Origin of the sequence: Ferrimonas kyonanensis DSM 18153, assembly GCF_000425405.1 — a bacterium.
GTDB classification, from domain to species: Bacteria; Pseudomonadota; Gammaproteobacteria; order Enterobacterales; family Shewanellaceae; genus Ferrimonas; species Ferrimonas kyonanensis.
This window is the reverse complement of the sequence record NZ_AUDJ01000002.1, coordinates 97,166-118,582: the sequence shown is the minus strand read 5'-3', so window position 1 is coordinate 118,582 and position 21,417 is coordinate 97,166. Positions and strand designations below refer to the sequence as shown.

The 21,417-nt window shown below is 55.6% G+C and carries 18 protein-coding genes; 6 read left to right on the top strand and 12 right to left on the bottom strand.

Going from position 1 to position 21,417, the window contains the following annotated elements; all coding sequences use genetic code 11:
• Positions 1–180: 180 nt before the first annotated feature.
• Positions 181–1,086: a LysR family transcriptional regulator gene (locus H598_RS0103190; protein ID WP_028111710.1), complete on the top strand. Its 906-nt coding sequence runs from the start codon at positions 181–183 to the stop codon at positions 1,084–1,086.
• A 301-nt stretch (positions 1,087–1,387) separates the two neighbouring features.
• Here the strand turns inward: H598_RS0103190 and norR are convergent, their stop codons facing one another.
• Positions 1,388–2,914, bottom strand: coding sequence for a nitric oxide reductase transcriptional regulator NorR (gene norR, locus H598_RS0103180; RefSeq protein WP_028111709.1), 1,527 nt, complete (start codon positions 2,912–2,914; stop codon positions 1,388–1,390).
• A gap of 177 nt (positions 2,915–3,091) precedes the next feature.
• On the opposite strand from norR, the gene norV reads away from it, so the two are divergent.
• The 3 genes from norV to H598_RS0103165 are packed head-to-tail and all read left to right on the top strand — an operon-like array spanning position 3,092 to position 6,083.
• Positions 3,092–4,591 carry an anaerobic nitric oxide reductase flavorubredoxin gene (gene norV, locus H598_RS0103175; protein ID WP_028111708.1) on the top strand — a complete coding sequence of 500 codons (1,500 nt, stop codon included), beginning with the start codon at positions 3,092–3,094 and terminating at the stop codon, positions 4,589–4,591.
• Positions 4,588–5,724 carry an NADH:flavorubredoxin reductase NorW gene (norW, locus tag H598_RS0103170; protein WP_028111707.1) on the top strand — a complete coding sequence of 379 codons (1,137 nt, stop codon included), beginning with the start codon at positions 4,588–4,590 and terminating at the stop codon, positions 5,722–5,724. The genes norV and norW overlap by 4 nt, the downstream gene beginning before the upstream one ends.
• A 23-nt stretch (positions 5,725–5,747) precedes the next feature.
• Positions 5,748–6,083, top strand: a complete 336-nt coding sequence (locus H598_RS0103165; RefSeq protein WP_028111706.1) for a TehB family protein — start codon at positions 5,748–5,750, stop codon at positions 6,081–6,083.
• A 32-nt stretch (positions 6,084–6,115) separates the two neighbouring features.
• On the opposite strand, the gene H598_RS0103160 is transcribed toward H598_RS0103165, so the two are convergent.
• The 7 genes from H598_RS0103160 to H598_RS0103130 all read right to left on the bottom strand — a co-directional run bounded on the left by H598_RS0103160 (position 6,116) and on the right by H598_RS0103130 (position 14,937).
• Positions 6,116–7,234 (bottom strand): NAD(P)/FAD-dependent oxidoreductase, encoded by a 1,119-nt coding sequence (locus tag H598_RS0103160; RefSeq protein WP_051252336.1) that lies wholly within the window; start codon positions 7,232–7,234, stop codon positions 6,116–6,118.
• 67 nt (positions 7,235–7,301) lie between these two features.
• The gene (locus tag H598_RS0103155) at positions 7,302–9,371 is read right to left on the bottom strand and encodes a LodA/GoxA family CTQ-dependent oxidase (RefSeq protein WP_028111704.1); all 2,070 of its coding nucleotides are present in this window, start codon (positions 9,369–9,371) and stop codon (positions 7,302–7,304) included.
• A 10-nt stretch (positions 9,372–9,381) separates the two neighbouring features.
• Complete coding sequence (locus H598_RS0103150) at positions 9,382–10,812, bottom strand: hypothetical protein (RefSeq protein ID WP_051252334.1); 1,431 nt, start codon at positions 10,810–10,812, stop codon at positions 9,382–9,384.
• A gap of 759 nt (positions 10,813–11,571) precedes the next feature.
• Positions 11,572–12,399, bottom strand: coding sequence for a hypothetical protein (locus H598_RS0103145; RefSeq protein ID WP_028111702.1), 828 nt, complete (start codon positions 12,397–12,399; stop codon positions 11,572–11,574).
• Positions 12,399–13,655 (bottom strand): hypothetical protein, encoded by a 1,257-nt coding sequence (locus H598_RS0103140; RefSeq protein WP_028111701.1) that lies wholly within the window; start codon positions 13,653–13,655, stop codon positions 12,399–12,401. The genes H598_RS0103145 and H598_RS0103140 overlap by 1 nt, the downstream gene beginning before the upstream one ends.
• Before the next feature lie 10 nt (positions 13,656–13,665).
• On the bottom strand, positions 13,666–14,199 hold the full coding sequence (locus tag H598_RS0103135; protein WP_028111700.1) for an NADPH-dependent FMN reductase: 534 nt from the start codon (positions 14,197–14,199) through the stop codon (positions 13,666–13,668).
• 54 nt (positions 14,200–14,253) lie between these two features.
• Complete coding sequence (locus H598_RS0103130; RefSeq protein WP_028111699.1) at positions 14,254–14,937, bottom strand: pirin family protein; 684 nt, start codon at positions 14,935–14,937, stop codon at positions 14,254–14,256.
• A gap of 169 nt (positions 14,938–15,106) precedes the next feature.
• On the opposite strand from H598_RS0103130, the gene H598_RS0103125 reads away from it, so the two are divergent.
• Positions 15,107–16,012 (top strand): LysR family transcriptional regulator, encoded by a 906-nt coding sequence (locus H598_RS0103125; RefSeq protein ID WP_028111698.1) that lies wholly within the window; start codon positions 15,107–15,109, stop codon positions 16,010–16,012.
• A gap of 203 nt (positions 16,013–16,215) precedes the next feature.
• Positions 16,216–17,238 carry a helix-turn-helix domain-containing protein gene (locus H598_RS0103120; RefSeq protein ID WP_028111697.1) on the top strand — a complete coding sequence of 341 codons (1,023 nt, stop codon included), beginning with the start codon at positions 16,216–16,218 and terminating at the stop codon, positions 17,236–17,238.
• 68 nt (positions 17,239–17,306) lie between these two features.
• Here the strand turns inward: H598_RS0103120 and H598_RS0103115 are convergent, their stop codons facing one another.
• From H598_RS0103115 to H598_RS0103100, 4 genes are all read right to left on the bottom strand, one after another.
• Positions 17,307–17,996, bottom strand: a complete 690-nt coding sequence (locus tag H598_RS0103115; protein ID WP_028111696.1) for a zinc metallopeptidase — start codon at positions 17,994–17,996, stop codon at positions 17,307–17,309.
• 459 nt (positions 17,997–18,455) lie between these two features.
• Positions 18,456–19,553 (bottom strand): S41 family peptidase, encoded by a 1,098-nt coding sequence (locus H598_RS0103110; protein WP_028111695.1) that lies wholly within the window; start codon positions 19,551–19,553, stop codon positions 18,456–18,458.
• 503 nt (positions 19,554–20,056) lie between these two features.
• Positions 20,057–20,500: a tetratricopeptide repeat protein gene (locus H598_RS0103105; protein ID WP_028111694.1), complete on the bottom strand. Its 444-nt coding sequence runs from the start codon at positions 20,498–20,500 to the stop codon at positions 20,057–20,059.
• A 133-nt stretch (positions 20,501–20,633) separates the two neighbouring features.
• A complete protein-coding gene (locus H598_RS0103100) occupies positions 20,634–21,200 on the bottom strand; it encodes a hypothetical protein (protein ID WP_156896915.1) in 567 nt (188 codons plus the stop codon).
• Between the last annotated feature and the right edge of the window lie 217 nt (positions 21,201–21,417).

Here is a 21,417-nt window from a genome sequence, read left to right as displayed (position 1 = left end):
AGTACAGACATCCAGTCTTACAAGGGTTGATGAAATCGCCTTCCTAAATCCTTAGCTGACAGGTCAGATAAGCAGTTACGGCTCGGACTGCCTGGCAATCCGTACGCCTATCTTACCTTGCGCTGTTAAAACCTGTAGTATCAACAAACTCAAAACAATTTAAACCACCAGTTAAAAGCAATGAACATTGAACTGAGCCGCTACCTGCCGGCCTTCATCAGCGCCGCCCAGACCCACAGCTTTTCCGACGCCGCCCGTAAGCTTGGCGTCAGCCCCGCCGCCATCAGTAAAAGCATCAAGTCTCTGGAAGTGGCATTGGGGGTACGGCTGTTCCACCGCACCACCCACGACTTGTCGCTGACCGACGAGGGCCGCGCCTTCGCCCGAAAGGTGGCACCGGTGGTGAATGAGCTCAGCGACATTCTGGCGACCGCTCAGTCCTTTACCGAACGTCCCAGTGGCCGCTTGCGGGTCAGCCTGCCCTACAGCTATGGCCGCGAATACGTACTGCCCTTGGTTCGCCCCTTCCTCGACCGCTACCCCGAGATTGAGCTGGATCTGCGTTTCGAAGATCGGGTGGTGGATATGGTCAAGGAGGGCATCGATGTGGCCATTGGCAACCACCTTCAAGCCGACAGTCGCCTGGTGGCCCGCACTTTGGGGCCGGTGAAACTGGTCACCCTGGCCTCACCGGATTTTCTGCACCGCTATGGCATCCCCACCCACCCGGACGATCTGGACCGCTTTAACTGCGTCCGCTATCGCATGGCCTCCAGCCAACGACTGGTGCCGTGGACTTTTTGCAGCCCCGATGGTCAGGCGTTCAGCAAGGATCAGATGAAGTCCAATGTCTCCACCACCAATGTGGAGCTGGGACTGGAGTTGGCCAAAGACGGCATCGGCATCACCCTGGCCGCCGCCAAGATTGCCCAGCCCTATCTGGATAACGGTTCGCTGGTGCAGATTCTGCAAGACTACTGTGCCGACCGACCGCCGTTTATGATCTACTACGCCTCCAACAAACAACTGGCGCCTAAAACCCGGGTGTTTATCGACTACATTATTCGCCACATGCAAGCCGCCTGAGGCGACGACTGGCACCCGTCTCGGCGCAAACAATGTTCGACAGCCACAAAAAAAGCCAGCCCCGAAAGGCTGGCTTTTCTTTTGTCAGAGTCTCAGTCCAAATCGGACAGATCCTGCTCGTCACCGTCAATCACCGGTGCAAACAGGTACAGTGACGCCATGATGGTCTCAACCAGAGTACGCATGGTCAGTCTCCCGCAGTCTTGGGATTTGGCGGCTAACAAGCGGCCGCCCCAAAAGTGACTCTGAGTATAGTCAACTCTGCCTTGACCGCAGCTGACCAGCCTTGAGCTTGGCCACACTATTTCTTCAGCCCCAGTCGTCTGGCCAACCGGTGCAAATTGCCGCTGTCCATCTGCAGCCGCCTGGCCGCCGCCGACCAGTTGCCCGCCTCGGCGGTCAGCGCCTGCTGAATCAGGCGAGTCTGGAACTGATCGGTGGCGTCGCGCAACCCGCCGGCCTCAGTCACCTGCTGCTGCATCGCCTCCGGCTGTGGGCTTGCCGAAGCCTGCCCCAATCGCAGCATCGCCGGCTCAATGACAATGTGATCACCACTTTGGGCCGAACGGGCCACCACCGCCGCCCGGAACAGGCAATGCTCAAGCTCGCGTACGTTACCAGGCCAGGTGTAGCTCCGCACCGACTCCTGGGCAGCGTCGGTCAAACTCAATCCCGCCAGACCCAGCTTGCTGCGATTGCGTTCGAGAAAGAAGCCGCACAACAGCAGCACATCCTGACCGCGGCTGCGCAATGGCGGCACCCACAGCGGAAACACACTGAGGCGATGGTACAGATCGGCACGAAAACGCCCGTCGCTGACCTCCTGTTTCAGATCGCGGTTGGTGGCGGCAATAATCCGCACATCCACCTGAACCGGCTGGTCGCTGCCCACCCGCTGCAGATCGCCGTACTGCAGCACTCGCAGCAACTTGGCCTGCAACGACAGCGGCAACTCGCCAATCTCATCCAGAAACAGGGTACCGCCATCGGCCATCTCAAACTTGCCCTGGCGGTGGCTGATGGCACCGGTAAAGGCCCCCTTCACATGACCAAACAGCTCACTTTCGGCCACCGATTCCGGCAGCGCGGCGCAGTTGAGGTACACCAGAGGTTGGGCAGCCCGAGGAGACTGAGCATGAATCGCTTCCGCCACCAGCTCTTTACCTACCCCGGTTTCTCCGGTCACCAGCGCGGTCAAATCCGTAGACGATACAATGCCAATCTCTCGCTTCAAATCCAGCATCGCCGCCGATTGGCCGATGATCTCACCTGGCGGTGCCGACTGAGGCCGGCCGACGCGTTCACCGCCACCGGCAGACAACAGCTCCAGTTCCTCCACCAACAGCGCGTTGTTAAGGCTGGCGGCGGCCAGCGCCGTCACCGCCCGTAACTCGCGGTCACTGAAACCGTCAAACTGATTGGGGTTGAAGCCGTCGATGGTCACCGCCCCTATCAAGCGTTGATTCACCAGCAGCGGCAAACCGATGCAGGCGTGCACTTTCAGATCGCTGGGGTGGTTGGCAATCAGGCCATCGTAGGGATCCGGCAACTGGCTGTCGGCGGGAAAACGCACCACATCGCCGGCACGGGCGATGGCCTCGAGCCTGGGGTGATCGGCAATGACAAAACGCCGCCCCAGCACTTCGGCCTCCATGCCATTGGTGGCCAGGGGCTCAAAGTGATGGTCACTGAGCTTTAGCAGCGCCGCCGCATCGCAGGCCACCAGATCCCGAATGGTGGTCAATAGCCGCTGAAACCGGTCGGCATCGGAGAGGCCAGAGGTCAAATCCAACGCCAGTTCGGCAAACTCATCCAACTGCAAACTCATGGGTACCTTTCCTATGTCAAAATGACAAGACACTGTCTTAATGACACTAGTCGATTAGTGTCGAAATGACAATAACAATTTTAAATACACATTAAATTCAATCAGTTAATTATTGGCACGGACACTGCAATAACTCAGACAAGCAAACCACATTTGATTGAACTCTGAGGCTACACCATGGCAATTCACGTTAAGAACAACATCCACTGGGTCGGACAACGGGACTGGGAAGTGCGCGACTTCCACGGCACCGAGTTTAAGATGCCAAAAGGCACCAGCTACAACAGCTACCTGATTCGGGAGGAGAAGACCGTACTCATCGATACCGTCGATCACCGTTTCAGCCACGAATTTGTCCATAACCTCAGCCAGGAAGTGGATCTGAACAGCATCGACTTCATTGTCATCAACCACGCCGAAGAAGACCACGCCGGTGCCCTGGCCGCCCTGCTGGAGAAGATCCCCGGTACCCCCATCTACTGCAGTGAAAATGCCATCGATTCCATCACCGGCCACCATCACCGCCCGGACTGGAACTTCCACACCGTGAAAACCGGCGACAGTGTCGACATCGGCAACGGCAAGCAACTGGTGTTCATCGAAGCGCCGATGTTGCACTGGCCCGACAGCATGATGACCTACCTGACCGGCGACGCGGTGCTGTTCTCCAACGATGCCTTCGGCCAGCACTACTGCGACGAACACCTGTTCAACGACGAAGTGGATCAGGCCGAACTGGAGGAGCAGTGCCTGCGCTACTACTCCAACATTCTGACTCCGTTCAGCGCCCTGGTCACCGCCAAGATTAAAGAGGTGCTGAGCTTCAACCTGCCGGTTGACATGATCGCCACCTCCCACGGCATCGTCTGGCGTGACAACCCGATACAGATCATCGAGAAATACCTGAAGTGGGCGGACGACTATCAAGAGGATCGCATCACCCTGTTCTACGATTCCATGTCCGGCAATACTCGAATGATGGCCGATGCTCTGGCCCAGGGCATTCATGATATCGACCCGAAAGTGGCGGTAAAAGTATTCAACGTCTCCAAACACGACAAGAACGAGATATTGTCCAACCTGTTCCGCTCCAAGGCGGTGTTGGTGGGTTCCTCCACCATGAACAACGTGATGATGCCAAAAATCGCCGCCATGCTGGAGGAGATCACCGGCCTCAGATTCAAAAACAAACGCGCCGCCTCCTTCGGCAGCTTCGGCTGGAATGGCGGCGCCGTCGACCGCATTCAGGTGCGGCTGCAGGACGCCGGTTTCGACACCGCCGCCAGCCTGAAAGTGAAATGGAAACCCGATGGCAACGCCCTCAATGAATGCCGCGAACACGGCCGCCAACTGGCACGCCAGTGGGCACTGGCCCCCGTCGAGCAACCTGCTCCTAAATCCGTCCCCAACGACGTCGTGCCCCACCCGGCCACCCCGGCTCAGGCTGAAGTAAACAGCGAAGCCCAAACCGAGGCACCCACCAAGCAATGCGGCAACGACGAAACCGACATGCTGTGCACCGTGTGCCAGTGGGTCTACCGCAGCGCCGACGGTGAACCCAACCAAGGGGTTGCGCCGGGCACGCCCTGGTCACAGGTACCGGATCACTTCCTGTGCCCGGAATGCGGCATCGGCAAGCAGGTGTTCGAAGCGGTGAAAAAGGAGGACGCAGCATGAGTGCCCCATTGGTGATTGTCGGCAGCGGCTTTGCGGCCTACCAACTGGTCAAGGCGCTGCGGCGCCTGGACAGCGACCGTCCCATAACCCTGATCACCCAGGGCAGCGGCGACGAATACTCCAAGCCTGAGATCAGCCATGTGTTCAGCAAGGGCCAGCCTGCCAAACAGCTGATTCAGCGCCGGGGCGAGGTGTTCGCCGAGGAGATGAACCTGACCCTGATGGCCCACACTCGAGTCAAGGCCATCGACACCGCCAACCAGCGGCTGGAGACCAGCGGCGGCAGCGTCGACTACCAACAACTGGTGCTGGCCACCGGCGCCTCGGCCATGGTGCCGGTGATCGACGGTGATGCCGGTGGCAACCTGATTACCCTCAACAGCCTAGATGCCTACCACAAGGTGGAGCAGCGCCTGTCCCGGGCACAGTCGGTGATGGTGATTGGCGCCGGTTTAATCGGCACCGAGATGGCGATGGATCTGGCCAGCGCCGGGCGCCAGGTGGTGTTGTGCGACCGTGCCGAGCGGGTGCTGCCACAGCTATTGCCACCGTTCATCTCCGCCCAACTGGCGGGCGTGTTGCAACAACAGGGCGTCACCCTGGCAATGAATGATTCACTGCGACGCCTGAACCGCGATGGCGACGCCCTGGTCGCCACCATGACCAGCGGCCAGCAACACCGGGTAGACGAGGCCATCTGCGCCATCGGCCTGATGCCAAACACCGCCCTGGCCGCGGCCGCCGGCCTGATGGTCAACAAAGGCATAGTGGTAGACAACCAGCTGCGAAGCAGCGACCCTAAGGTATTCGCCCTGGGCGACTGTGCCGAAGTGGAGGGCAAACATGAGCCCTTCCTGCAACCCATTCTGCTGGCCGCCAACGCCCTGGCTCAGACCCTGTGCGGCACCGACACCGCCCGCCATGGTGCGCCGATGATGGTAAAGGTGAAAACGCCGCTGATGCCGATGCAACTGGCCGGTGACACCCACAGCGCCAGTCGCTGGCAGGTGGAGATCACCGACGGCGGCCTCACCGCCCAAGCACTGAACGACGCCAATCAACTGCAGGGGTTTGTGGTCAGTGGTGATCACCAGCCCCAGGGCTTTGCCCTACTGCGCCAACTGAATTGCTGATTAATCCGAGTAAGGAGAACACCATGAGCCACTTACGCATTCCAGCCAACTGGACCATTCAACGTTCCACCCCGTTTTTTACCAAAGACACGGTACCGGCGGCCCTGCTCAACCACCACAACACCGCCGCCGGCGTATTCGGCCAGCTGTGCGTAATGGAGGGCAGCGTCACCTACTTCGGCTTCCCGGACAAGGACACCATGGAGCCGGAGCTGGTGGTTACCATTGAGGCTGGCCAGTTTGCCACCAGCCCACCGCAGTACTGGCATCGCATCGAGCTGTCCGACGACGCCCAGTTCAACATCAACTTCTGGTCCGACAAAGACAAGGGCGATGAAAAACTGGTGAACACTCAGTAAGCAGCCCCAGTGATGCCATGGGCTGAGTCCGCTCAGCCCATGGCCGTAGCGCGGTTGTGCCAGAACGGTTGGTTGCCAAAACGCTGAACACTGGCATAGAGGGAGTGGCGCAGCTGCAGATACTGATTGAAGTCATCAAACACCTGCTGCTGATAGGGCTGTAGCGCCGCCACATCCGGCCGCTGTAGGTAGTCGGCAATGCTCTGCCCCGCCAGCTCGCCGTGCATCAAAGCCTTGGTGATTCCCGCCGAAGAGATGGGGTCATAGCGACTGGCACAATCCCCCACCGCCAGCCAATGGCGCCCCACCACATTACTCAATATTCCCGACGGCGCCGAGCGGCGAAGCAGTGTCAGGCCTTCGACCCGAGCCGCCGCCAACACCGGCGCCAGATGGGTTTGAAACAAACGGTTGTCCTCAGCCCGCTGCAACCACACCGCCGGGTCGGCCAGCGACGCCGTCGCCATGCTGGCTTTATCGCAGCACAGCATCAGCATCACTTTCTGTTCCGGCAACCGGGCCGCGTACCACCAACCGTAGGACTGCGCCTCCACCAGGGTACGGTCGGTCATCGAACCGCCCGGAGTCAACGGCAGCACCGCGCACAGGTACACCACTTCATCCAGAGTATTGTCGGCCACCCCCAGCGCCCGGCACACCTGACGGGCGCCGCCGCTGGCATCCACCACAAAGCGGCTGTGCAGCGGGCGAGGTTGTGCCGCTATGGTAAGGGCTACGCAATCCTCCTGCGGCTGCACCCCCTGCACCTTTACCCGTCGCCGCAGACCGATGTCGCGGCGCTTAAGCTGACTGGCCAACTCCGATTCAAACCGGGCCCGGTCCAGGTGATAGCCCGGCCCGGACAGATCAAAGAAGAAATCATTGTGTCCGGGTTCGGGCTGCTGCCAGATGGAAATGGAGCCGGAACACACCTGCTGGCTGCGCAACAACCAGCGACTGTCTTCGCCCAGCAACCGGGTCAACACTTCGCCCGCCGCCGGCGGCAGGGTCTCCCCCAACTTAAACTGTGGCGCATCGGCGGCGTCCAGTATCTCGACTTTTAGCCAAGGGGCCTGTTGATGCAGGGACAATGCCGTCGCCAGCCCCGCCGGCCCGGCCCCCAAAATCGTTACGTCGTTATCGGTACGCATACTGCCTCCTAAAACAACGCTGACTGACCCCAGGGCCAGCCAGCGTTGGTGTTACTCCTATGGCTGGCTAGTCTTGTTTGTCCAGCGCCGCCGTCGGCCAGGGCTGCACCACTTGGCCGTAGGAGTCGTACAGACTCTGTACCTCCAGGAATTTATCGCTGCCGTAATTGCCGCCCTTGGACGCCGGGATCTGCGAGCCCTGAATGATGAAACCGGTCTTATGCCAGTTAGCCAGAAAATCGAGGTACTCCTGATAACGGCCTTCGTTTTGTGGAAACGGCGAATAGGTCAGGTTGTCGCTGCCCTCTTTGTCGCCCCGAACACTGAACAACTGCCCACCCAGGTTCCATTGCTGCTTATGTTCATCAAACTGACACAACTGCGCCGGATACACCTGCACCGGGCGCTGGGCCGGCCACGACCAGTACAGGGTGTTGTTGCCCGCCGGGTTAGGATCCGGCGTGTGCACCGCACAGCTGTTGTAGTCGGTATGCCAGGGCTGCGACATGAACTTGCTCAGGTCACCGGGCTCCACCGCCATGGGATTAAGGGGAATGTAGCCAATCCCCAAAAATGGCTGCGAACGGCTGGCACTGGCGTAATCCAGCGGCTGTTGGTTAATCCGAAACGGCCCGGCCACCGCCGGGTAACTGCTCTGATCGTCATTCCTGAGGTACAGGTTGACGTCGCGTACCACAAAGGTCAGATCGATTCCCGGTGAATAGCGACCACCGAGGCAGTTTTCCAACACCACCTTATCGAGCTTTTCACCCACGCCCAGTTCCGGCGCCGCCTCCTGGCTGAGGCCTTCGTACCACTGCTGCAGCAGGAAGTACTGGGTCTTGGACAGCGACAGGAAACTGCGCTTGGCATCACCCAGTGCCAACGGCATCTTGGTGCCCACCTCATCCTGTGCCGGGTCATTAGGGTCACGGATCAGCGCCTTGAAGTTGGGAATCTTCTGCTTCGGATCATCGGTGGGCTTAATGCGGCCGATGAAGTTGTGGCCCTGCACACCGGCGTTGGGCAGGTTGGTGTTCCAGCGTTGCAACAGGGCGCCGTGCAGCACCGGCAACACATCGCCGTTAAACGAGGCCGGGAAATCGGTGTTGTACTGACCGCCGGCAAACAGCGACGGCATCAGTGCCAGTTCCTCGACCCAGGTATTGAACACGTCGTCCCAGGTGGAGACCACATTGCGGGTCTGTGGTGCGTAGGCCGGATCGGTAGACACAAACCAGCCGGCCACCACCTGCTGAGTGCTGCCATCATCAAACACCACGGTGGCGTTGACCGGGCCATCGGCCACATCGTCAAACCAACCGTCGTTGTCGATGGCGTGATCCAGCGTCGGCGCCTGCCCTTTGGCATTGGGGAACGCAAAGGCGTTGCCATAACCACCGGTGACCACCAACCGGCCGCTGCCTGGCTCGATCCGCAGCTGGCCCAGGGTGGTGATGTCTCCGGAGCCAGGATTCAGGTTGCTAAAGTGGTCGCCAGGAAAGCTGATGGGGTAGCTGTCTGCCGAGCAGATTCGACCGTTATCGTCGCAATAACTCGGGGTGGTATCGGCATCGAATTCGATGGCTTCACCGCCCTGCTGGCTGGAACAGATGGTGCGCGGTCCGGCGTCGATCACTAGCTTAGAACGGCGCTCGTCGCTGTCGGCCTGAGTGCCATAACTGAGGTTGCGCAGCGGCGGCGTCTGACCGTTCTCATAGCTGGCGATGCCCAGCTCCTGACCATCGGCATCTTCGATGGTGAAGTTGTTGTTCTTCTTGTTGGCCAGGTGCACGGTCCAGATGATGTCTTTGACGGTCTTGCCCCCCACCTGGCTGCCGATGCGAATCTCGGTGCCCTTGTCGTTGCTGGGGTAGCGGCTCTGAGGCTGGTCGTAGGCGAAGATCCGAAACCGGGCCGCCTGCCGTTTCACCTTCTGCTCAGCGTCGCGAAAGTCTTCGGCGGTAATGGGGGTGTCTTCGGTGCCCCAGCGAATGGGCAGGCCACCAAACAGGCCGGTGTCCTGATCCAGCAGTTCGCCGGCGGCGGTCTCCGGGGCGATGTAAAAATCGTCACTGTTGCCCACCCGGGCAAAGTTAATGGCTGGGTGGACTCGAAAATAGGTTTGATTGCTCATAGTGGTTCCCTCACTGTTTCGCTGCGGCCGATTGGGCTTTGAGTTTCATCTCCTGATCCCAGAAATAGATGTTCATAAAGGCATGGCTGATGTTCAGGTTCATGCCCTTAAGGGGAGCCAGGTTTTCAGCACCACTGGGAGGGAAGCGCTGGCTGGTGTTGTGGCACCGAAAGCAGTTGTCCATAGTGCTCTGAGTCTGGGTGAAGGTTTCGATGGTGGAGTTGGACAGGTGCAGCCCGCCGATCAGCAGTTGCTTGCCGTTGTCATCAAAGTCGGTCGCCAGGGTCATGTTGGGCTCCAGGCCGTCGTTGCGACGAAACCAGATGGCCGACACTTCGAAGTAATTTTTCAGCCAGTTGCGATCCGCTGGCAACTGCGCCTTACTCTGATCCAACAGGGACAGGGTGCTGTCGTTGAGCTGCTGCACCACCTGAATGTTGGTGGGCACCGCATAGGTCATCTGATTGGCGTTATTGCCCCAGGCAAAGCGGCGACACACTTCGGTGGTGGGACTTAAGGTTTGGCTGGCTTCGTCCAGGGTCAACTGTGGCGACGACGCGTAGTTGATGTTGCACTGGGAGTACGGAGTGTTGGCCGTGTAGAAGGTCCAATCCTTGTCAGAGACGACGGTGTCGGGTTGCACGTTGGTGGGCACATCCGGCGCGTTGTCTTTGTGCTCGAACGTGGCCCAGATCATCTCTGGGTGGCCCTCGACCACGCCGGCAATGTGAAAGCCCACCAGCGCCAGATACTCCTCACTGGACTGGTTCACATCCACGACGATTTTGCCGTTGCGGTTCACCAGCTTGAACACCGACTGCCGGGTGATCAAAAACTCGCCGCTGTCGGCGGTGGCCTTGTCGACAATTTTCCAGGCGGCCTTGAACTCGGCCACGTTGATGTCGAACGAGGTGTTGGGATCGAACGCCTGCACCTTTTCGAAATCCGTCAGCTCATGTTCATTGATGAAATCGACAAATTCACGATTGATGTACTGGGAGTAGTACACCGGTTTGCCGTCTTTTCCCACCAGAATTCCTTCGGTACCCGCCTGCAGGTACTCGTCCATCGAGCGGGCGCCCCCCTGCTTGCTTAAGCGCGGCAACAGGCTTTCACGGTTGTCGATACCCAGCAGATCATAGGGGGAATCAAACCCCAGAAAACGGGGCTCGCCCTTGCCGTCGTCCTGCATCAGCCACAGGAACATCTGCCACGACCAGCGATGAAAATCACAGCTGGTGTCGGAAGAAAACTGGTTGCCGTCGGGCATCTGTACCGCCTCAAACGGCGCCCAGTTATCCTGGGCCACGCACAGGCTGTCGCTGGCTGCAGGCATCGGCTGATTGGTTGGGGGCGTTGTCGAGCCGTATTCATCGGCGAAGACACAGGCGGAGCATAACATCAGCCCCGCCAGGAGTGGTCGGGTGATACTTGGGGTCATTACGTTCTCCATGTAATGCAATCTCAGTTCCTTGATTACCGGGCACGTTCCGCGCACCGATATACTTGGCGCCCGGCGCCACTGCGCCTCTCCCCCACTCCGCAATAGGAGATAGCCACAGGCCCATCAGTGCGATTATTGGAATTAGAGGTCGCAATTACTGAATAGGGCCGAATGCCGGACAGTACTAAATCTAGGCGGTTGCGAATGTAAGGCAACGGGGCTAAGGTGCCGACGAGCAGGACCGCTGCGCCTCAATAAGCAGAAAAGGTTGCCTCTGCGCCCGCTTGCTCAAGCGCGCTTTTTAACGTCGAAGGCAATGCACTCCCCCCAATAAAGCCCGCCATCTAAGGGGACAGCCCGTACCAGCCATGCCCAACCGCAGGCCGCAACCGTGCCATGCCGGCAAACATGGCGCCAGTGCCACTTAACCGGCCATGGCAAATGGCTTACAGCGACCAATGCCATTGACTGCCAGCGAATCTCGAGTTGTTCACTCAGCAGTGATTGCTGATATCACTCGGTGACGTAAACGCAGATAGGGAAAAGGCACAGAAAATAAAAAAGGGCCCGCCTTGCAGCAGGATAGGCCGGGCACGAGGCTGGAACCACTTCACTGCCGCGACCCGGCTCATAATGAAAGAAAAAGCAAAAAAGAGGGGGAGTATTGACCTGAGCGCCTTCTGCCTCCCCCGCTGGGCGGGGTTGACCTGTCTAATCGCAAAGAGCCAGGCTGTCCCTGCCCGCTCTATTCACGACTTACTCTTTTAGATCGACAGCAATTGCGATCACCTGACCAGTAGCGGCGCTTTCTCTGGCAAGGCTGGGTTGATCGAACAATCCCGCGATGCGATTGCCTGCCACATCCTCCAGCACCGGCTCGACCGCCAGTTGATAGCCCCTTTGCCCCCAGGGACTGGCCGGGAAGAACAACCACTGCTGCTCTTGTTTTGCCAGCTCGATGCGACCGGGTACCGTATTGCCGTCGTCGTCCTTCAGCCGAATCCGATAGGCCAGGGAGACATGATCCATCTTGCCATCAAAATCGATGGTCAGCGGGCTGCTGGTGCCTGGCTGAAGCTGGCTAATCTGCCAACCATCCACATCCGGAGTTTGATAATCCGCCTCGGTCGCAAAGAACGACTTCACAAAGCGACTGCCCAGTGGACAGCCCTTGGCATCAGAGGCGGAAGTCTCCACCACCAACTGGTAGTGTTTTCCCGGAGTCAGCGCCCGCCCCATCGCATTATGGGCCACCAACCCGGTCTTAACTCTTCCGGGATCGAATAACAGCGTCAAACGGCGACTGTCCGGACTCCAGAGATCGAACTTGTTATCCAGAAACACTCCTTGCTGCCGGTTGCCCTGAGCGTCGGTCAAATAGACCGACTTCAGAATATCGCCGCGATCCATGGGGGCGGAGAAATAGACATAGAAACGCAGCAGATTCTCCGGCAGGCGGTCGGCAGTGGGGTAGACTGCCGACACCAGAGTCGCTTCCGAAGGGGCATCGCAGGAGACAGCCTGAGCAAGTGGGCTATTTAAGGCCAGCCCCACCACAACGCTGAACAGAAGCGGCATTCGCATTATTTTTCCTCCAGCTGACGAACCAAGTCGCTATACCCGGCATCGGTCTTCAACAGGTTCTGAAAGTTCCTGAACATCTCCTGCTCCGGCAAGTACTTGTAGTCTGAGAAGTTGTACTCACTGATGAAGTCGTTAAGGCGGAAATAGGCGCCTTTACGGAAAGAGACCAGATCCATGTCTCCGGTTACCAGGTTTCGTTTCAGGGTGGCGATAAACTGGGCATCCTGATCCGCCGCCTGAAGCACTCCCGCCAGCGGGACCGGGCGCGTCGCCACACCGGCCTTGGCCCACATCTCCGGGGTAGACAACCCTGGCTGCTTATTGGCCGCCGCCAGATCCGCGACACGAATCAAATCGGCACTGCGCTCCTTGTGCAGCACCAGAACAAACTCCTCCATCTGTTGCTGCTGATTCTGGGCAGAGAAGTGAATGACATCCAAGGGGGTATTGCCATAACCGAGCTCGGCCACGGTCTTACCCTTCACATGGGCGCCATCATTGAGCTTGCTCGCTGGAATGGTTACCAACGGGGTGCAGGTGTAGGCGGCGACCACGGTCTCAACGCCATCGAGCTCAAGCACGGTCATGGCACGAATCGGCGCCCGGGTTTCGGTCTGGTTGTGCACCGTGTGGTAGATCTCGATGTTGGAGCTGGTCGAGCTGTCATCAAACGGATAAGACAACTTACGCAACGTCGACGCAAACTCACCGGTGGACAGGCTGGAGACGTACAGGGTGCCATTGACGTAGTCCAGATCGGTGATCCCCAGTGTAGTGGCCGGGATGTCGCGCCAGAAGGTAACGTCATCGGTGGCGGTGGCAGTTAGCTTCTTAACCGTCTTCGGCAGAGACGCCAGATCCACCTTGGCAAACTCGCCGGCCTGATTGGCGCGCACCACCACCGGGGTTCTGCTGCCCTTGGACTGAGTCGACAGCGAGATGTACGCCTCTTTGCTCACCGGGTGAACGGCTATGTCGTGGTAATCGATGGCAAGGCTATCCACGCCCAGCAGTTTGGCGATCTGACTGCCCGCTCCCTCGAGGTTGAAGCTGGTGGATGCGGTGGCCGGCTTAGCCTTCGGCAGCGAATAAGCCAGTATCTGACCGCCGTCGGAGTCCGCGACGAACAGGGTATTGTCGTCGGCAAACTCCAGCACCGTGGCGGACACCGGCAAAGCGCCAGCGTTCACGGTCAAACTGAACAGGCCTAAAGACAGCCCGGCAGCTAATTTATTCAATAGCTTGATGTTTTTCATGACAAGACTCCTATTCCGCTGTGAACAGCGTGCTCATGGTCTGGGCAAGTTGTTGTTGAATGACTTCGCTCTTTAGTACTCCGGCCTCAAGGTCGAAGTTGTCGTAAAAACTGGGTATGGACAGGCTGCCCTTGACGTCTGCGCCGAAGAACTGGGCAGAGCCTACGGCCGAAGCCAATACACTGGCGGCGCCACCGGGGCCAGGCGACGTCGCAAGGTAGATCACCGGCTTTTGCTGAAACACCTCTCGGTTGATTCGACTGGCCCAGTCGAACAAGTTCTTGTAAGCCGCGGTGTAAGAACCGTTATGCTCCGCCAGAGACACCACGATGGCATCGGCACTGCCGAGCTTGTCCACAAAAGACTTTGCCGGTTGCGGCTGACCAATTTCCGCCTCTTTATCTTCACCAAACAACGGCAGCGGATAATCGTTCAAATCCAGCACCTCCACCTGAGCCCCTTCCACCATGGAAGCGGCATAGGTCGCCAGTTTCTTGTTAATGGACGCCTTGCTGTTACTGGCGCCAAAGGCAACGACTTTCATTACAAACACTCCTGAAATTCACTCTGATATCTATGTTTTGTTGACGCCGGGCCGTTAAGCGGCCCCGATAAGCACCAGACCAAACGGTTCGGTGGAAGACAGCGTCAAGCGCTCCCCTTCGATAAGGTCGCCCTCGTTCACCTCTTGGCCGTTGGCCATGGCGCTGCCCTGAGTAATCATCGCCACAAAGGGGCTGTCGGTGCGGATGGTTTGCCCGGTGGGAACGAAGCCGACCTGACAGCGCATGGTGCTGTCGAAACTGCCGTCGTTGTTGCCGCCAAGCACCGTCGTCAACTCCCCCGGCTTGAGGGCATAGTTCTGATAGGCGGGCGTCAGCCCCACCTGTGGCGGGCGAAACCAGATCTGAATGATGTCAGCCTTGGTGTCACTCAGACTGAACTCGGCATGCTGCATGCCGGTGCCAGCACGCTGCACCTGCACGCCAGGTCCTTCGATGACGGTGCCGTCACCCAGGGTTCCCTTGTGTCCCACAGAGCCACTGAGGATGACACTGACAATGTCGACGTCGTTATGAGGATGAATGGGCGCGCCGTCGTTAGGCTTAAAATAGCCACTGGCAAGATAGATAAAGTCTCCAAGCCCATGACTTAATTGGCTGTTTCCTTGTACCTGCGGCCACACCTTGGGGCTCATGGCCATGCGGGTCTCGACGATCCCGGCAAAGCCGCCTAGAGGAAGCGCATCACGATGTATGATGCGTAAAGAAGAACTACTCATTGCAAATCTCTCCGTCTCTGGGCACTGCTTGAATGCGCGCTTTGCTGCGCAGTAGATCTAGCCTAGCAGTGCTGGCTTTTCGTGCTGGGATTAGACTAAGCTATTCCTAACACAATAAAATCCAGCCCAATTTGAATAGTGGGCATTCCTAACAGGAATAAGACTTGCGATGGATATGATTATTGCGATGCGCTCTTTCGCCAGGGTGGTCGAGTCGGGGAGTTTTTCCGACGTCGCCAGAGAGGAAAGCACCACTCAAGCCACCATCAGCAAGAGAGTGGCGGCCCTGGAAAAGGACCTGGGGGCGCAGCTGTTGATCCGTGGCAGCCGGACGCACAGCCTCACCGAAACGGGAAAGTTATACTACGACCGGGTGGTGAACATTCTGCATGAGATAGAAGAAGCCGAATCAGAAGTCAGGGCAGCCGGTGTCACCCCCAAGGGGAAACTCAGGGTGACGCTGCCTTCCATGTTCGGCAGCCTGTATGTCGCGCCGCTGATCCCCGAGTTCTTGTCGAGTTATCCGGAGATCCAGTTAGACCTGAAGTTTACCGAAAAGATGCTGAACCTGGTTGAAGAGGGGGTGGATCTGGCGATACGCCTTGGCAATCTGGAAGACTCCAGCCTGATCGCACGGCCCTTGGGGTCCGATGACCTTATTCTGGTCAGCTCGCCTGGCTATCTGGCCAAGCACCCTGCTCCACTGCACCCCAGCGAACTGACCAACCACAACTGCCTTGTTTACAGCTTGTCATCCGAGGGGGCGACCTGGAGCTTTACCAATCAGAAGCCCGATACCTCGGTACGAGCAACGGGCAATTTTCAGTGCGACACCGGCTCCGGGCTGCTGGAAATGCTGCTGGCAGACACCGGCATCGCCTTTATGCCCAGGTGGCTGGTGGGGAAATATCTGGAGTCGGGGCAACTGGTGCAAGTGCTCAACCAGTACTACCGGCGCTACCCCATCAATGCGGTGTACCCGCAAAACCGCTACGTGCCGCTGAAGACCCGCTGTTTCCTGGATTTCATGACCCAGAAGATCAAAGGCGACGCCATGCTAAACAACAACGGCTGACACCTCAGCCTTCGGCCGTTTAAACAACGGGGCAGATCAGCTGTATTCACTAATTGGGGGCAGCGGCTGGCGCCAGGCGACAACTTCGATGCCAACAATAAGCCTCGCTATTAATCTGCCAACAAAAACTTGCTTATTCATGGGGTTAGGAGTAAACCAGCAACTGCAAGCTCGTTGAATTAGATCGTTAGGAAGCACTGAACATGACAGATTTGGTATTGAACCCCGACTTTGTTAAATGGATTCAAACCCCCAGCGGCTGTGACGGTGGCAATATCAATAGCTCTGTCTGGTTCTTTGGTCTGGAGTGGGGTGGCGACGCACATCAGGTGCAAACACCCGATCTGGTGATCAACCAAGAGCACCCTTATGTGAGTGGTGACTACCGGAAAGTCTTCCCAGACGATTACCAATACAACAACAAACTGACCAAACTCTATGCCGCTATGCTGGGTCAGCCAACGGAGCACTACGCCAGCGTGTTCCACGCTACTCGAATGTTTGATGCCGATTCAGACACCTACAAAGGCAACATCTACACCCTCACCTCACCCCGGGAAAACAATCAGTTCTTTACTTCGAATCTGCAGCAAGTTACCGGCTGCAGAACAAAAGAGTCCTACAAACAAGCCCACCGGGATTATCGTTTTCCTATGCTAAGGCGCTGGGTTAAAGAACACCAACCTCGGGTAATTGTGTGTTTTGGCAATAGCTATGTTGACGATTACCGTTCGGCATTTTCCGGCCAGTCCATCACTTTCACCGCTAATCGCTTTGCCGGTGTAAAACTGTTTTACGCCCCAATCAACGACGGCAATACCCTGCTGGTTATCTTGCCTTTTATCGCCTTCTATTCACACTGCCTGAACTCCGACTATCGCATCCGTCATGCAGGTGTTGTTGTCGCTCAGTTGGCTAACGAGCACTTTGGCAAAGACTGGTGCCAACACCTCGATCTCGCACTGCCAGTAATTCACAAGAAAGAACCACAGGACATAGCGGATAAGTTGGGCCAGGAGGTTCGGGCACAAGAACTCACCCTCAACGAATTTGCTCTATCCAATTCATTGCCGCTGGTGGAGCTTGAAGCGTTGCTGAATCGTAATATGCGGCTTTCCAAAGAGTTGGCTCAGGCATTAGCAAATGCGACGCAAACCACAGCAAGGGAGTGGCTGACGATACAGCTTAATTGGGAGTGCTGGTGGGCAGAAACCACCTGTAAGTAATCTCTTTAAAAGCGATAAGTTACGGTGAGTCAATAAGGTTTCGAGGCCATACTGCCAATAAGTAAAACTTAGCGACGAAGCACCGCGATCCATCGTCCCAAGTTTAACAAGCTGGTCAGCGAAGCAGCGACATAGGTCAGTGCCGCCGCCTTGAGAATTTTCTCCGCATGCTTCAGGTCACCGTCGTGCAGGTACTGGCCTTGCTTCAGCAGCGGCAGCGCCTTGCCATAACTGGCATCGAACTCAACTGGAAGGGTAATCAGGTGCACCAGGGTACTGAGTGCCATCGAAACAATGCCAATCACTACCGTTAATGCTCCCGCTTGCGGAATGCGGGTTAGCACTAGGATAATCGGAGCCGCCATTAGCATAATGCCAGCAAGGCGCTCGCCGACCATTGCTGTCTTAACGAGTTTCTGCCGCGCCAGGAACAACGATTCGCCGCGTGAATCCTGAATGGCATGCCCCACCTCATGGGCGGCAACAGTTACTGCTGTCAAAGAGTATCCTGAGTAGTTTTTCGGCGTCAGACGCACAGCCTTAGCGACCGGATCATAATGATCACCGACAGGGGTCTCCTCTACCTGGACATGGACGAGGCCGTAACTGTCGAGCAGGTGGCGCGCAAGTTCACCACCGCTTCCCTGCTCGCGGTACCGATCTGCCGGCTGTTCGTACTTTTCCATCACATGTTTGACCCACATACCCGGCATGAAGACGCATAATGTGATGATGAGTAAGATAATTATCCAGAACATTTAAATCACTATGTCATAAGTATTTGTGCTGCTACTGATTATTATACGCATAGAAATGAGCAGCAGATACTTGCCGATGACGGCCTGCTTCAGACTTTGGCACAGATAGGAAACAACGTTAGCAGAGCCTAACTGGCCACCCACCTTTGCATCCGAGGGGCATCCATCTCGAAAAGCCCCGGCACTGTCCAACGGCTTGCTCCCCGTCCCAGCTTTGCGGGAACGTCACAAGCAACCAGAACCAAAGATCTTAGGGTGGATGTCCAGTTAACTCTGAGCCTGTTCTCGACATACTGGCTCTGACAACAGAGTAATTGGGAGACCAATACCAGCCCCGAATTAAGCACTTAAGTGCTTTTCTGCAAGTCTAATGACCCCAGAGTGCAGAAGGCGACTACCTCCAAAGGCAGCCCTCCAGGGAAGTAATGAAGCTTTAACATGATTCCTATCGAGTCAAAGCTAGGGTTTTAAGGAGCCCCCTTCTAGCCAATGCTGAACCCGAATGATCTCAGACTCCCACTCTTCCGCATCAATTGGCTTAGGCAAGTAAATGTCAGGTGATATACCGGCAATATCCACGGGCTGATGGGGTAAGCGCAGACTGCGAGATGTAGCGTAAAAGAGCTCTCGCTTTCCTGACGGCAAACTAAAAGGCCGTAGATTAGAGTAATCAAGTGCACCATGACTGCGGCGCCCAACGAGCTTCACTTTGAAGCTTTGCTGAACGAGAAGCAGGAACTGCTCGCAAGAACTGGCACACTTTCCATCGACCAGCACAGCAACTCTAGCCGGCGCATTTTCAGGAACAGCAGTAAAACTCTCATACTTAAGCGGCTGATCACTCAATTGCGCGTACTCCCCCTTCACTGTGCTGCTCAACTTAGTAATCATTGGATTAACCATGGCTATGCAGGACGGGTCGTTATTTGCGAACCTCTCGCAGGCTTCCTCTAGCGCGGAGATATTGGCCGGAGTAGACAGAAACTCGACTGATACCTCGACGGTTTCACCTGAAAGGACATAAGGGAGAAGCGGTTCGTAACTCTCATCGGAACCTCCGCCATTTCCTCTAATGTCGATAATCCAATTTTTCGTTTCTGCTAAAGAAGGAGTGTGCAGCTCTAAGAGTTGAACAATCTTTTTACCTTGTTCATAGGCAAAGCTGGGGATAGACCAGTAAGCAGTATCAGATGATAGCTTCCTGAACCTTGGGGCCAAAGACTCATCCTTTAAAGTATCCTTCAAGCTCTTACTGCCAGTCTCTGAATGTGACGGCCAAATTGCGAGATGACTGGGACGCCAGGCCCTTAGATAGTTCCTTATTGCAGAGTCGCACTCTAACTCAGACTCAATAGACGAAATTTCTAGGCGTGTCCTCTCCAAGGCTTCATCGAAATGGTCTTGGCCGTGTTGTGCCAAATGATCTGGAGCTCCAGTGTCATTTTCCAAAAGAAATTCTGGTAATGCTTCGAGGTCCTTTAGGCATTGATCCCTGATCGTTTCTGCTTTTGTGGCAGAGGCCAACACTAGCAACATGGCAACGAGCACGTACTTCATCACTGACTCCAATATGACGTGTAGAGACTATGGCTCAAATCGCCATCCAGTTTCATTACACCTAATTAATAAAATTGGGAATGTCTTTATGATACATATTTTTATAGTTGTGAACCTAAGCAAGTTGCTGTGGCTATATGTAAAACATAACGGTTTCCCTTCAAGCCACAGAGCTTCCCGGCATTGGTCAACAACAATGCCAGTCCGAGTCATGAAAGACCCCGGCAAGAACCATATCAAAAGCTGCCTGAACTACTGAGCCAGATAGCTCACAGAGTGATCTTGTTGGAGCCAGCTCCTAAATGATACCAAGGCAAAGGTTTGTGAACCGGCTCCAGATGATGTGGAGCCATCTGCGATGCTACTAGCAGAACTAATTGGATGAGCGCATTATTTCTTGGCTCCAGTCAGTTAAGGACGGGCGAAAATGAGAGACTGGTTTCGCCACATTGCGGTCGTTCAGGAGCTTTTGGCAGTCGGTTGCAGCGCCTTATTATACCTTTTTACCAAGAGTCCTGTCCCTCTGGTGGTTGCATAAACTGAATGATGAAGTTGAAATACTTAGGATCATCATTCTCAAAAATGTCTTTACCGGCTCCCGTTAAAGCACGGGCTAGCTCATCCTTTGCCTTTTCAGTGTTACCAAGTTCTAACTGAGCTTGCCCCAAACGCATATGTAGAAAAGGATTTCCAATTGCATTTGGACAATGCATTGCGTACTCGAGTGACTCTTTTAACGCTGAAAAGTTTTCATTAAAAAAGTATACATCTGCCAGCGCACCCAAAACCCATGTGGAAGCTTCCCAATCAGTCTTAGGCTCAGGAATTAGCTCCCAAGCTTTCATGTAGCTTTGGTAAGCTTTATGAAGATCATCATCCTCTAAAGCTACATCACCATCGTTGCAGAAGCTTTGTATTGATTCATATATTTCTTCGGCCAATTCCATCTACTCTTCCCTAGGTATAACGCCCAATTAAGGTGTGAAGCACGCTACCACGACACTTAACTTGCCCCCGTAATCACTAAGCTCGACCTAAACCAAAAATGCCAAGCGTGCTGAATCACTCTTAAATTGTTTGTTATGTAGCATTTCGTTTGAAAATAGAACATAGCTCGTCTGCTACTTCTTGCCCTACCTCAGGGTAGTGCTCCATTAATAATTCGGATGTGAACTTAGAGATTACAAACTCGTGTTCTCTTAATTTTTTGATAGCTGATTCATCTAATGCGATTAGTTTGCAAACCAAGTCATATGCATTTTGATAGCTTGGAAGATTAATTTTTTGGTTAACCCCAAACTCTGACTTAACATAGTCTACTGCAAATTTAGTCGCCAGGCCCTCCTCTAAAACACTAGCACCACGCTTACCAAGAGGAGATAGAAGATGAACAGACTCATGCGCTAATTCGTAGCATCCATTTATAAAATCATTACTCGCATTCAGACTCAATTGAATGGCGATATAATTTGATGAAAATGGATACCAAATTTGTGGTCCATCTTTTTCGAACTCGATTCCTAATACTGTATAACTTGTATCCCTAGGTCCATAAATTTCACTCGACTTCTCGAGCATATCAGCAAGACGACTAACTAAAGTCCAGCTATAACCGTCTTTAATCTCATTTGCTATCATTGTATTCAAAATGATGTTCCTATTGCTGCTACATAACGCTCCAATCAGCCGACGCGTTAGCGGTCGGCTGAATTGGCTTGTTAAGTTGCTACTTCTTCTTCTGATTATTCTGTGCAGGCACACGAGATTTCTTCACATACTCTGTCGTAGGTGGTGTGCTCGGTTTCTGATTGTTATTTTGCGGTACTTTATCGGTCATTTGCATATCTCCATCATGACAGTAATT

What these genes read in the sequence shown, in the direction of transcription:
- H598_RS0103190 (WP_028111710.1), top strand. Translation starts at nt 181, where the DNA reads ATGAACATTGAACTGAGCCGCTACCTGCCGGCCTTCATCAGCGCCGCC.
- norR (WP_028111709.1), bottom strand. Translation starts at nt 2,914, where the DNA reads ATGAGTTTGCAGTTGGATGAGTTTGCCGAACTGGCGTTGGATTTGACC.
- norV (WP_028111708.1), top strand. Translation starts at nt 3,092, where the DNA reads ATGGCAATTCACGTTAAGAACAACATCCACTGGGTCGGACAACGGGAC.
- norW (WP_028111707.1), top strand. Translation starts at nt 4,588, where the DNA reads ATGAGTGCCCCATTGGTGATTGTCGGCAGCGGCTTTGCGGCCTACCAA.
- H598_RS0103165 (WP_028111706.1), top strand. Translation starts at nt 5,748, where the DNA reads ATGAGCCACTTACGCATTCCAGCCAACTGGACCATTCAACGTTCCACC.
- H598_RS0103160 (WP_051252336.1), bottom strand. Translation starts at nt 7,234, where the DNA reads ATGCGTACCGATAACGACGTAACGATTTTGGGGGCCGGGCCGGCGGGG.
- H598_RS0103155 (WP_028111704.1), bottom strand. Translation starts at nt 9,371, where the DNA reads ATGAGCAATCAAACCTATTTTCGAGTCCACCCAGCCATTAACTTTGCC.
- H598_RS0103150 (WP_051252334.1), bottom strand. Translation starts at nt 10,812, where the DNA reads ATGACCCCAAGTATCACCCGACCACTCCTGGCGGGGCTGATGTTATGC.
- H598_RS0103145 (WP_028111702.1), bottom strand. Translation starts at nt 12,399, where the DNA reads ATGCGAATGCCGCTTCTGTTCAGCGTTGTGGTGGGGCTGGCCTTAAAT.
- H598_RS0103140 (WP_028111701.1), bottom strand. Translation starts at nt 13,655, where the DNA reads ATGAAAAACATCAAGCTATTGAATAAATTAGCTGCCGGGCTGTCTTTA.
- H598_RS0103135 (WP_028111700.1), bottom strand. Translation starts at nt 14,199, where the DNA reads ATGAAAGTCGTTGCCTTTGGCGCCAGTAACAGCAAGGCGTCCATTAAC.
- H598_RS0103130 (WP_028111699.1), bottom strand. Translation starts at nt 14,937, where the DNA reads ATGAGTAGTTCTTCTTTACGCATCATACATCGTGATGCGCTTCCTCTA.
- H598_RS0103125 (WP_028111698.1), top strand. Translation starts at nt 15,107, where the DNA reads ATGGATATGATTATTGCGATGCGCTCTTTCGCCAGGGTGGTCGAGTCG.
- H598_RS0103120 (WP_028111697.1), top strand. Translation starts at nt 16,216, where the DNA reads ATGACAGATTTGGTATTGAACCCCGACTTTGTTAAATGGATTCAAACC.
- H598_RS0103115 (WP_028111696.1), bottom strand. Translation starts at nt 17,996, where the DNA reads ATGTTCTGGATAATTATCTTACTCATCATCACATTATGCGTCTTCATG.
- H598_RS0103110 (WP_028111695.1), bottom strand. Translation starts at nt 19,553, where the DNA reads ATGAAGTACGTGCTCGTTGCCATGTTGCTAGTGTTGGCCTCTGCCACA.
- H598_RS0103105 (WP_028111694.1), bottom strand. Translation starts at nt 20,500, where the DNA reads ATGGAATTGGCCGAAGAAATATATGAATCAATACAAAGCTTCTGCAAC.